At 51.2% G+C, this 11,430-nt stretch carries 8 protein-coding genes; 7 read left to right on the top strand and 1 reads right to left on the bottom strand.

Annotation, left to right across the window (positions count from 1 at the left end; all coding sequences use genetic code 11):
* The first annotated feature begins 1 nt into the window (after position 1).
* The 5 genes from HY795_00940 to HY795_00920 all read left to right on the top strand — a co-directional run bounded on the left by HY795_00940 (position 2) and on the right by HY795_00920 (position 7,142).
* Positions 2–1,798 carry a DUF262 domain-containing protein gene (locus HY795_00940; protein MBI4803782.1) on the top strand — a complete coding sequence of 599 codons (1,797 nt, stop codon included), beginning with the start codon at positions 2–4 and terminating at the stop codon, positions 1,796–1,798.
* Positions 1,795–4,146, top strand: a complete 2,352-nt coding sequence (pglZ, locus tag HY795_00935; protein ID MBI4803781.1) for a BREX-1 system phosphatase PglZ type B — start codon at positions 1,795–1,797, stop codon at positions 4,144–4,146. The genes HY795_00940 and pglZ overlap by 4 nt, the downstream gene beginning before the upstream one ends.
* The gene (gene brxL, locus HY795_00930; protein MBI4803780.1) at positions 4,146–6,188 is read left to right on the top strand and encodes a BREX system Lon protease-like protein BrxL; all 2,043 of its coding nucleotides are present in this window, start codon (positions 4,146–4,148) and stop codon (positions 6,186–6,188) included. Before pglZ ends, brxL begins: the two co-directional genes overlap by 1 nt.
* A gap of 262 nt (positions 6,189–6,450) precedes the next feature.
* Complete coding sequence (locus HY795_00925; protein ID MBI4803779.1) at positions 6,451–6,825, top strand: hypothetical protein; 375 nt, start codon at positions 6,451–6,453, stop codon at positions 6,823–6,825.
* Positions 6,826–6,872: 47 nt separating this feature from the next.
* The gene (locus HY795_00920; protein ID MBI4803778.1) at positions 6,873–7,142 is read left to right on the top strand and encodes a hypothetical protein; all 270 of its coding nucleotides are present in this window, start codon (positions 6,873–6,875) and stop codon (positions 7,140–7,142) included.
* Here the strand turns inward: HY795_00920 and HY795_00915 are convergent.
* Positions 7,129–8,355 carry a site-specific integrase gene (locus HY795_00915; protein ID MBI4803777.1) on the bottom strand — a complete coding sequence of 409 codons (1,227 nt, stop codon included), beginning with the start codon at positions 8,353–8,355 and terminating at the stop codon, positions 7,129–7,131. The two genes, HY795_00920 and HY795_00915, sit on opposite strands and share 14 nt — an antisense overlap.
* Before the next feature lie 337 nt (positions 8,356–8,692).
* Here HY795_00915 and HY795_00910 point away from each other — a divergent pair, with 337 nt between their 5' ends.
* Together HY795_00910 and HY795_00905 are read left to right on the top strand one after the other, a co-directional pair.
* The gene (locus HY795_00910) at positions 8,693–11,026 is read left to right on the top strand and encodes a PAS domain S-box protein (GenBank protein MBI4803776.1); all 2,334 of its coding nucleotides are present in this window, start codon (positions 8,693–8,695) and stop codon (positions 11,024–11,026) included.
* A 166-nt stretch (positions 11,027–11,192) separates the two neighbouring features.
* Entirely contained in the window at positions 11,193–11,408 is a 216-nt protein-coding gene (locus HY795_00905) for a hypothetical protein (protein ID MBI4803775.1), read from the top strand.
* Positions 11,409–11,430 lie beyond the last annotated feature (22 nt).

Here is an 11,430-nt window from a genome sequence, read left to right as displayed (position 1 = left end):
GATGATTAAATCCGTAAATAACTATCCAGTCTCACAGCTCTTCGATATTGAAGCGGGCGTGGTCTACGCCATCCCACGCTACCAGCGTGAATACACCTGGGGTAAAAATCAGTGGGAAAACCTGTTCGACGATGTACTTGAGAACGATCCGAGCTATTTCCTTGGCTCGATTATCTGCATCAACCAATCGACCGATGTGCTCTCAATCCAGAAACTTGAGCTGGTTGACGGACAACAGCGCTTGACGACGCTTTCATTGCTCTTTGCTGCTGTTTATCATGCCCTAAAAAGCCATGAAACCGACTTGGATGATGAACAGCGGGTTGAGCTAATTAATTTGAAGCGCAAGTTGGTTCTTAAAAAAGGGGACGATCAGATTCGTCTGATTCCGCAGATTCAAAACAATAACAACCAAGATTATCGCGCTGTTCTCGCCGATATCGGGGTCATCAGTGAATGTGATGTCCCCGCCTACGCTGGCAACCGTAAGATCTTTCGGGCCTATCGGTATTTCCAGGATCGCATAGATGAAATGGCCAACGGCCGTAGCAACCGACTGGGAACCATTATGGAATTCTTGGATAAGGTCAGTCATGCGTGCCTGGTCAAGATTGAGGTGGCGAGTCACGCTGATGCTTACACCCTGTTCGAGTCGTTAAACAATCGAGGCATGCCGCTTACAGCCATCGACCTCATCAAGAACAAACTACTTGCTCGTCTGGAATCCATCGAGCCAGGCAAGGTAGATCACTATTTCGGGCACTGGAGTCGTCTCTTGGGCTACCTCGGTGACGACTACGCCATCCAGGAACGCTTCTTCCGCCAGTATTACAACGCCTTCAAGGATCAACTCAAAGCAATCCACCAGGTCCCGGTCGCCACTCGATCCAACCTGATTCATATCTATGAAAAGTTCATCAACCATGACGCGAAGGATTGTCTGCAGAAGATCAGTGCCGCTGGGCGTCTCTATTCGCTGATACTTTCTCGCAACCAGGATGACGCCCCCAATAGTCTCGAGAAGCCGCTCAAGGATTTGGAGCGGATTCAGGGTGCCCCGTCGTATTTGCTGATGTTATATTTGCTTGTGCGAAAGGATGAGCTTGAGCTTGCTAATGCCCACCTGAAATCCATAGTTGAACTACTTGTCCGCTTTTTTGTTCGTCGTAATTTGACCGATACACCTCCAACCCGGGATCTGACTCGGCTGTTCATGACTGTGATCGACAAGATCAGTGGGCTGCGTGCTGATGCGATTCCCCAATCCATTGAGCAGCAACTGGTGGCCGTCTCTGCAACGGATGAGATATTCCAGCGCAAGCTGGAAGGGCCGATTTATGAAGAAAATTCAGGAGTAACCCGGTTCATTCTTTGCGCACTCGCCGAGCAATCTATGACCAAAGAGAGCTGGGTTGATCTGTGGCGTTTTGAAAATAAGCAATTCGTGTGGACCATCGAGCATATTTTTCCGCAAGGAGAAAACATCCCTCAGTCTTGGATAACCATGATTGCCGATGGCGATGAGGTAAAAGCAAAGGAAATTCAACAAACGCATGTTCACAAATTGGGCAACCTGACAATTTCCGGATTTAACAGTGCGCTTGGCAACAAGAGCTTTGAGGACAAGCGAGACCGTGTAGACCGGCTAGGTCGTGCTGTTGGCTATAAAAACGGACTCAAGCTTAATAAGGACTTGGCTGCTGCTACAGGCTGGAGCGTTGGTCAAATCACTGCGCGAACAAAAAAGTTCGTTCAGCAAACAACTCAACTCTTCAAGCTACAAGGGGGTGAAGCATGAGAGTGCTTGTTCATCTCCTAAAAACGGTTCGCGCTGCTGCCACCTTCAATCCAGAAGTACAGGTCGCCCCTGTGTGCATTCTGTGGCCAGACCGTGAAAGACAGTGGGAATCCGTGCTTCCTGTTCTCCAAGCATCGCTGCCAGAGCTTATGGTTCTTGGCGATTACGCCCCAGAACAGCGCACCGGGCCTGCCATCTGGCTGCGTTGCGCCCTAGCCGGGCATATTGACGCCACACTGCTACCAGAAGGCAAGACACCAATACTTTATTTGCCCGGTGTGAGTCGTCAGGATTTACGTGCCGTGGAAAGCTGCCCTGACCACCTGAAGCCCTTGGCCGAATTGCAATACCGTGGTGTCATTTGGTCACAGATAAATGCCAAAGATTGGACAATCCTGGCCTATTTGAAATCCGATCAAGGCGGACTGGGGCTTGATGTAGCCCAAGATAATGATGCCAAACAGGCGATGCAGTTGGTGCTTTCCAGGCTTCTTGAAGAGGATGTCAAACTACTTAAGGGCAAGCGCCTGGACAAAGATTACTTTAATACCTTGCTTACGGGCGGCGACCCTGTTCGTGATGTGCTGCAATGGCTTGACCAAGGCGATGTGTTCCGGGCAAAGCGCAGTGACCACGAATGGAAGGCTTTTAATGAAGTATGCAAGTCAGGGCTTGCCTTTATCCCTCAAAACGAAGGCATCCTCGCTGGCTGTGTCAAACTGGCAAACCATCAAGGCCCTTGGCTTGCGGTTTGGGAGCGCTTTTGTGAGGCTCCACAGCGTTATCCCGGTATTCCACAGAACATTCGCAAATGCAGTCCCCCCAGTGACACCATTTTCTGGCATTCAGGCACGGACACCTTTGATGGGTGGCCACAATGGAATGATGAGCAGGAAAAAGCATTGCGGCACGAATGTTTAGCCTTTGCTCATTTACCTGCTCATGAAGCCCGTGCAAAAATTGGAGAGCTTGAAAAACGGCATGGCCGCAGGCGCACTTTGGTATGGGCCGAATTGGGTGAAGCTCCACTGGCCAAAGCTTTGGAACATCTGGCTGATGTTGCCGACAAAATGTCCATAAGCCTTGCGGCTGGAACGGTGCATGACCTCATAACCGGCTACATGCAAGTTGGCTGGCGTGTGGATGATGGTGTGCTGCGAGCCTTGGCACAGGTGAGAAATGCAGCAGATATGGAGGCCGTGACTGCGGTTGTCCGTTCAATCTACCTGCCCTGGGCTGAAGCATCTGCTAGGCATCTTCAAAAAGTGGTGGATGGTTCATCCTATCCTGGTGGAACGCATAAAACGGCAAAAGCTCCAAAGCCCAAAGCAGGCGACTGCATAGTTTTCGTTGATGGACTTCGCTTTGATGCAGCAAAAAGATTAGCAAAGGTGCTGCTAAAACATGGGTTGCATGTTGCGGAAGAGCCACTATGGGCGGCACTGCCCAGTGTCACTGCTACGGGAAAGGCTGCTGTCAGCCCAGTAGGTGCAAGTATCTGCGGGGCAAATGATAATTCAGATTTTGAACCAAGTGTCGCTGGGACAGGACAATCTTTGAAGGGCGGGCATCATCTGAAAAAACTGCTTTGCGATGCGGGGTGGGCGGTTCTTGAACACTCCATGAGCGGTAACGGTCAAGGCAAAGCCTGGTGTGAGTATGGGGATATTGACCACGAAGGCCATAATCGCGGCTCCAAGCTGGCAAGACACCTAGATGACCTGATAGGCGAGATAAAAAACCGCGTGGTGGAGCTTTTTGCAGCAGGATGGACGCAGGTGCATGTGGTCACGGATCACGGTTGGCTACTCATGCCTGGCGGCTTGCCCAAAATAGATTTGCCCGGATTTTTGACCGAAAATAAGTGGGGGCGTTGTGCATCGCTAAAGCCTGGGGCCGCCTGCGAAGAAAGGCTATACCCGTGGTACTGGAACCCCGAACAACAGTTTGCGCTTGCGGACGGTGTGAGTTGCTTTAAAAAGGGCGAAGAGTATACGCACGGCGGGCTAAGCCTTCAAGAATGCCTGACACTCCAGTTGGTAGTGACCTCACCTTCATCTGTGCCTACGGCGGCCATACGCATTACTGACGTGGTATGGAAGGGAATGCGTTGCACTGTGGTCGTTGATGGTAATGTTTCAACAGTTTTGTTTGATATACGATTGCAGGCTGGCAATGAAGCTTCAAGCATCGTTCTGGGGATAAAACCTCTCAGGGACGATGGTACAGCCTCTGTGGTTGTTGAGGACGAGGATATGGCAGGACGGCAGGCTTTTATTGTGCTCCTTGATGAAAATGGTGCTTTAGCTGCGCAGTCTGCCACGGTGATTGGAGGAGGTGCCGTATAATGGAAATGGATCATATTGATAACATCGCGGCATCACAACTGGACGGGTATCTTGTACGCAAAGACCTTGTGCGAATATTTAGCCGTCAATTTCCCGTGCCAACCTATGTTGTGGAGTTTTTGCTCGGTCGATACTGTGCCAGCACAAGTCAGGATGAAATCAATGAAGGCTTGGAGATAGTTCAAAGGCAACTTCAATCACGCACGGTGAAGGCAGGCGAGGAAGAACTGTTTAAAGCCAAGGCCAGAGAAAATGGTGAGGTAAAGCTCATCGACCTTATCACTGCAAGGCTTGACGCCAAAACGGACTCTTATGTGGCCACGCTCCCCAGTTTGCGCTTGTCTGATGTGCGTATCAGCCCCGAATTGGTCAATACCCATGAACGGATGCTGACTGGCGGGTTTTATGCAGAAATCAGCCTGAGCTATGATGCGGCTATAGCGCAAGAAAGCAAGGGCAGACCTTTTGGCATAGAGTCACTGCGGGAAATCCAGCTTTCAAAACGAGATGTTCTTGATGCCTTGGCCGAAGCACGAAAGGCTTTTTCCACTGCGGAATGGAAATGTTTTCTGCTTCGCTCCATTGGCATTGAGCCAGAGCACCTCTCTGAAAGACAATGCAATGCCTTGCTTCTGCGTATGGTTCCTTTTGTGGAGCGCAACTACAACCTAGTTGAGCTTGGCCCAAGAGGCACAGGCAAGAGCCACTTGTTTCAACAAGTCTCACCCTATGCGCACTTAATTTCCGGTGGCAAAGCCACTGTGGCCAGGATGTTTGTCAATAACGCATCGGGCCAAAGAGGTTTGGTGTGTCAGTACGATGTGGTGTGCTTTGATGAAGTTTCCGGGGTTTCGTTTGACCAGAAAGATGGCGTGAACATCATGAAGGGCTACATGGAGTCTGGGGAGTTTAGCCGAGGCAAAGAAAGCATCCGAGCCGATGGCAGCATTGTCTTGGTGGGTAACTTCGACGTGGATGTGGAGCATCAGCAGCGTATCGGGCATTTATTTGGGCCTATGCCCCCAGAAATGCGCGATGATACGGCCTTTATGGATCGTATTCATGCTTTTTTGCCGGGTTGGGATGTACCCAAGATAAATAAAGAGCTTTTAACCGACCACTTTGGGCTTGTAAGCGACTTTTTGTCAGAGTGCTGGAGCCAGCTTCGTAATCAAAGCCGAATCAGCGTACTACAGGGCAAGGTATTTTTTGGAGGAGCTCTTTCTGGCCGCGATACAAATGCGGTCAACAAAACTGTAAGTGGTCTTATAAAACTGCTCAGTCCTGGAAATGATGAAATTTCTGAAGAGGATATGGAATGGGCCGTGCGGGTTGCGCTGGAATCAAGAAGAAGAGTAAAGGAACAACAAAAACGCATTGGCTCAGTCGAGTTTCGGAACACGCATTTCAGTTATGTATTGGGTACAGAAGGTATAGAAAAATTTGTTTCTACTCCAGAACTTCACGTTGAGAATAGCATTGGCACAGATCCACTTGAACCAGGACAGGTATGGACTATGTCTCCAGGTGGAAATGGCGAGCACCCAGGGCTTTATCGTGTAGAAGTCAATGAAGGGCCTGGGTCTGGGGTTAAAATCCTCAATAAACCTGTGCCGCCTGCTTTTAAAGAAAGCATGGGGTATGCTGAACAAAATTTGTACACTAGAGCTATGCAATTAGTTGGCGACAAAGACCCCAGACAACATGAATTTACAACACAGCTCAGGGCCTTTGATGCTTCAAAATCTGGTGCAAAGATTGGCGTGGCATCGCTTATTGCGTTATGCACCGCTTTGCTTAAGAAAAGTGTTCGTGCTGGCCTTATTGTCGTTGGTGAGATTAACCTTGGCGGATCAATCGAGACTATACATAATGCTGTTTCCATTGTCGAAATTGCAATTGAAAAAGGTGCATCAGTGATATTGATGCCAGTATCATCACGTAAGCAACTTTTTGATCTGTCAGATGATATGGCCACAAAAATCGACGTCCAGTTTTATTCAGACGCCAGGGACTCTATTATCAAGGCCATAGCTGATTGATGTGTAAACTGTATTGTTGCGCTTAGAGAAGTTTCTGGCACATATATAATACATAAAAGGTCTTGCTGTTAAAATAATAACGGTATGACCTTTTTTATTTTTATAACTCTTTAGTGAGAATGTTATGCCGATTTAAAATACCTGTCAAAAAGCCACTGTTTACAAAAATACCTCCGTGCTAATGCCTGTAAGTATGTATTTTATAGACACAAATGCACGGAGGCAAAGATGAAAAAATTGACTCAGACAGAGCGGCGTATTGTTGAGCTTCTTGCCCACGGGGTACGGCCTAAAAGAAATTGCGCAAATTCTCTCTGTCTCTTACGGCACAGTTCGTTGGCATCTTGAAAATTTACGGGCAGGCTTTTTGGTGCACACTACACGCGAGCTACTGCTAAAAATCAATGCGCCTCAATCTACTGAGGCAGCGCAGTCAGCAAATTTGAAGCTGTCGCCGCGTGGAAGGCAAGTGTTAGAGTTATTCATGCACAGCTTTACGTATCAGCAAATTTCATTGCAATTAGGTATGAGTGTAAGTGGCGTTCGCAGGCATTGTGAAAAAATGCTATGGAAAAATGGATGTGAATCTATGATTGAGCTGATTGCAAAGTATAAGAGACATAGTGAGCATGAGTAAGTCTAACTTGATCTGCACTCTGAAAACTAACAAACGCAGAGGTAGTCATGACACAGACTGCTTTACGACCAGAAGACGAGTTTCGTCAGTTGTTGCTGTCCAAACTTCCGCCAACCATAGCCCGCAAGGATGTAGAGCGTCAGCTTGGTGGCATAATAACGCCCAAAACACTTGCCAATGCTGATTCCTCTGGTGACGGCCCCTTGGGAGCTTTTCAGGTGGGCCGGAATGTGGTGTACCCCACTGAATCCCTTGTGAACTGGCTGATAGGTACGATGGGCGTTTCAAGACTCAAGAACAATATCAAAGAGCTTTAGGGGGCTTCAAGTTATGGACTGCGGATCGGGTGGCATCGGGTATCAAATGCGCATAGCGCATGGTCATAGTAATGGTTCTATGCCGCATCAGACGTTGGATACGGTATATGTCTTCGCCATTACACGCCAGCCAGCTAGCAAAGGTATGCCGAAGGCTGTGAAATACGATTCGCCTGGCCCTATCATCCTGCTTGATGCCGTCATTAAGACCAATGGAGTCTGCAAGTGCCCTGAACGCATGGGACAGGTTTGTGCGCATTTCACTGCCTATGACCGGCGGAAAGACCAGGCCCATAGACGATTCTTGCTTTTCGCTTTTGCGGCGCTCCTTAAAAATTTTCAGTGCAGCATCGTTCAAGGGCACTTTGCCTCCCGGCTTGCGGTGCGCTTCATCACGCACGGTGAGCATGGCATGAACCAAGTCCACATCCGGCCATTCAAGGCGTTGAAGCTCACCAAGGCGCAGGCCAGTGTTCAGCGAGAGGACAATGCAGTCGTGCAAGTCCTGGTTTGGCAACTTCTTGGCAGTGCTCACCAAAGCTTTTGCCTCCTTGGCAGTCAAAAAACGCTCACGAGAATTTTTGATAGGAGGAATCTTGACGCCACGGACAGGGCTTTGCCCGGTGAAGATTGTTGTTCCTTCCAGCTTCATGAGGCTGGCCTGAGTGAAGGTGTAACTGATGATGCTACGATACTGCTTTATGGTGGACGGGGCAGCACCGGAGTCCATCAGGCCGTCAACAATAGCCTGAATGTCTTCCCGCGTGATGGCAGACAGGGGTTTTGCGCCAATGGCAGGCTTGATGATTTTATTGAAGCGCTGTTCGTCCGTGAGCCAGCTCCTTTTTGTTCGCCTGGCCTCAGCCATGTAGTACCTTTCAAAGAAATCTTGAAAGGACATGTTGGCGGCATATTCCTCAGACGCCTCTTTTGCAGCGACGGCACGTTCGTCAGCGGCCTGTTTTCGCATTTCGGCAAGGCTTTGAGGCCCCTTGCCCACTTTCTTGTTCTCCTTGATGCCAGACAATACCTTATGCGCTTTTTCTGCATTCCATTGTTCAGTGGCCCAGCCCATGCCCTCCTCAATGGTGCGCCCATCTTTTTTATAACGAATGGAAAAATAGCGGTCAGGTTGTCCGTTGCGCTGCTTGCGAGTAGAGTGTTCGTAGTAGCGAACGCCGGGGTACTGTGTCTTGATTTTGGGCTTTTTCATGCCCCCACTATGCCCCCACTTTTGGGGGAAATCAAGGGCACTCAGGGGAACATTAGTTTAGCATATCATACTGAAATTACTATCCCTAGGAATTTTAGGGAACTTTGCAATCAGATTCAGGGTCTAGTGGGGGCAACTCCGTGGAGGTTCGAGTCCTCTCTTCGGCACCACATTTTGGAGGCCTCTGGTGAAAACCAGAGGCCTCGCTCTTTTGGCGCCTCCTGGACGAACCGACCGTCCTGAAGTACTCGCTTTCCGGAAACTATATCACGGTAGCGCGTGTCACCAGGTGAGATGATAAGACAAGCCGTCTGCGTTCTTTTTGATGTGGGGGCCCATGTTCTGGATTAAGCCCATTCGTCGCGCCTGGTTGCGCTACGCCTTGGCAGTACTGCTCGTTCTCGTCGCGGCAGCCATCCGGATGTGGTTCATGGGGGGCCTTGGCGAGCGCGCTCCTTTCGTCACATTCCTTGCCGCCGTCATACTGGCGGCCTTGTTCGGTGGATTCCCCGCCGGACTGGTTGCAACTCTCCTTTCCGCTTGTTTCGCGGCCATGATACAATCTTCGGGCCAGCCAGTATTTGCGCTGACGCCGGACGAGTTGCGATATTTGTCGCTCGCTGTCTTCACTTTCGTGGGAATCTCAATCTCATGGGCATTCAAGGAGTCCCAACGCACCCGGATTCGCGCCAGCGAGGCGGATGCCCTGAGCGTTCTCGCCACAGAGATGGAAGAAGCCAACAACGCCTTAAGGAAAAACCGGGCCATTCTTTCCAGTACGATAGAAAGCCTCCCTTTCGACTTCTTGGCCCTTGGCCGCGATGGCCGTTATTTCCTGATGAATTCCAACGCCAAGCGCAACTGGGGTGATGTCACAGGCAAGCGCCCGGATGAACTCACTGTTTCCGCGGAAATCCTCGCGACCTGGCAAGAATGCTACACGCGCGCCCTAACGGGCGAGATCGTTCACAAAGAGACCGCTTTCCACCGTTTTGGGGAGGACATCACCACCGAGTGCGTGGTCGCGCCCATCTGGGAGGGGCGCCATATCATTGGCGCGCTTGGACTGAACATAGACATTACCGAACGAAAAAGAATCGAGAAGACTCTCAAGGAAAACGAAGAACGGTGGCGAATGTACGTTGAAACGGCCTCCGAAGGTGTTTTCACCATGGATGCCGAAACGCGGATCACCTATGCGAACCGGCGCCTCGCACAGATGCTTGGCGGCAAGCCCGAAGATATCATCGGCACGTACGTGGCTGATTACATATTCCCCGAAGACCTCCCGGATGTGCAAAAGAGAGTGCAAACCCGACGCGCTGGATTTCCTGAACGCTACGAACGTCGCCTGAAACGAAAGGATGGCAGTGAAATCTGGACGCTCCTGTCCGCCATCCCGCTCCAGGGAAAGGATGGCTCGTTCCAAGGTTCGTTCGCAATGTTCATCGACATCACCGACCGGAAGCTGGCCGAAGAGACCTTGAGGAAAAGCGAAGCCGAGTTGCGCCGCTTAAACGAGGAAGCGCAGGCCGCCAGCCGCGCAAAAAGCGAGTTCCTGGCCAACATGAGCCATGAGATACGCACCCCCCTGAGCGCGATTCTCGGGCTGACCGAACTCAGCCAACGTGTAAAGGACCCTGCAAAAGTCTCGGCAAACCTGGGAATGATCGCCGAGTCGGCAAAAACCCTGTTGGATATAGTTGGCGACGTTCTGGATCTCTCCCGAGTGGAAGCTGGAAAGCTTTCGCTTGTTGTCAAACCCTTTGATCTTCGCCAGGCACTTGAAAAATCGCTTGCCCCTTACCGGCTCGTTTTCAAGGACAAAAACCTGTCCTTGAGTCTCAACATCCCCGAGGCCGTGCCCACCGAACTCATGGGAGACCCCGTTCGCCTTGGCCAGGTGCTCGCGAACCTCATCGGCAATGCCGTGAAGTTCACCCAGCAGGGGGCAGTCACCGTGTCTGTGGACGTCTCGGGCAGGCCCTCCCAGGAGCTTGTGGAGCTCCACTTCCGGGTCTCCGATACCGGCATCGGCATCGCGCCGGAACTGTGCGAAGTCATATTTGAGAGCTTCCGCCAGGCCGACTCCTCTTTTTCGAAATCCTACCAGGGCGTTGGGCTGGGGCTGGCAATCTGCCGCGAACTTACAGCGCTTATGGGCGGCAGAATCTGGGTGGAGAGCACCCCGGGCAGCGGAAGCACCTTCCATTTCACCGGGGTTTTCCCTTTGGCCGAGGCCCCTGTTTCCGTTGAAGAAACTTCCTCATTGGATACGGTCTCCGTCGGCACTTTGCGTGTTCTGGTGGTGGAGGACAATCCCGTGAACCGCCGGGTGTTCACTCACTACCTGTCCTCAATGGGACATGTTGTCACTACCGCTTCCGATGGCCAGGAGGCCCTTTCAGAGCTCGGCTCCGCCGAATACGACATCGTGTTTTTGGACGTCCAAATGCCCAAGCTCGACGGAATAGAAGTGGTGCGCCGGCTCAGGGCTGGCGAATGCGGGCAGCGTGCGGCGACTTTGCCGGTGGTGGCCCTGACCGCCTATGCCATGGCCAGCGACCGGGAACGGTTTCTTCAGGCCGGCATGACGGGATATCTTTCCAAGCCAGTGAGCATGGAGGCTCTACAGACGGCCATATCCAAATACGCCACATCGTCCGGCTAGAAAGTGTAAGTTCGACCGGATACTCAAACGCCCTGACATCGCGCTGCCAGCCCTCCAGCCTGAGTGGACACACTCATGAGAAGCTGCACGCTCCAGGTATCAGCCACACGCGAGGGGCCGTGGGCTTCCAAGAATCCCACAACACCCTCGTGCTAAAGAGGAGAATATGAACCTCAACACCCTGATGGATTACCGCGTCCTCATACCGCTCGCGCTGATACTCGGCTTCGCACCGTTTTATCCGCAGCCGCACATCGTGGAAAAGATACGCATGCTTTTCGCCGGGGACCTCAAAAAGCCCATCGATATCTTCGATCTCTTTTGGCATGCATGGCCCTTCGCGCTGCTGGGATACAAGATATTTCGCGACCTCACCAAATAGCCCGCAGACACAGCACCGGCCA

Origin of the sequence: Desulfovibrio sp. (assembly GCA_016208105.1) — a bacterium.
In the GTDB taxonomy this organism is placed as follows: domain Bacteria; phylum Desulfobacterota; class Desulfovibrionia; order Desulfovibrionales; family Desulfovibrionaceae; genus Fundidesulfovibrio.
This window is presented reverse-complemented; position numbering and strand designations above follow the sequence as displayed.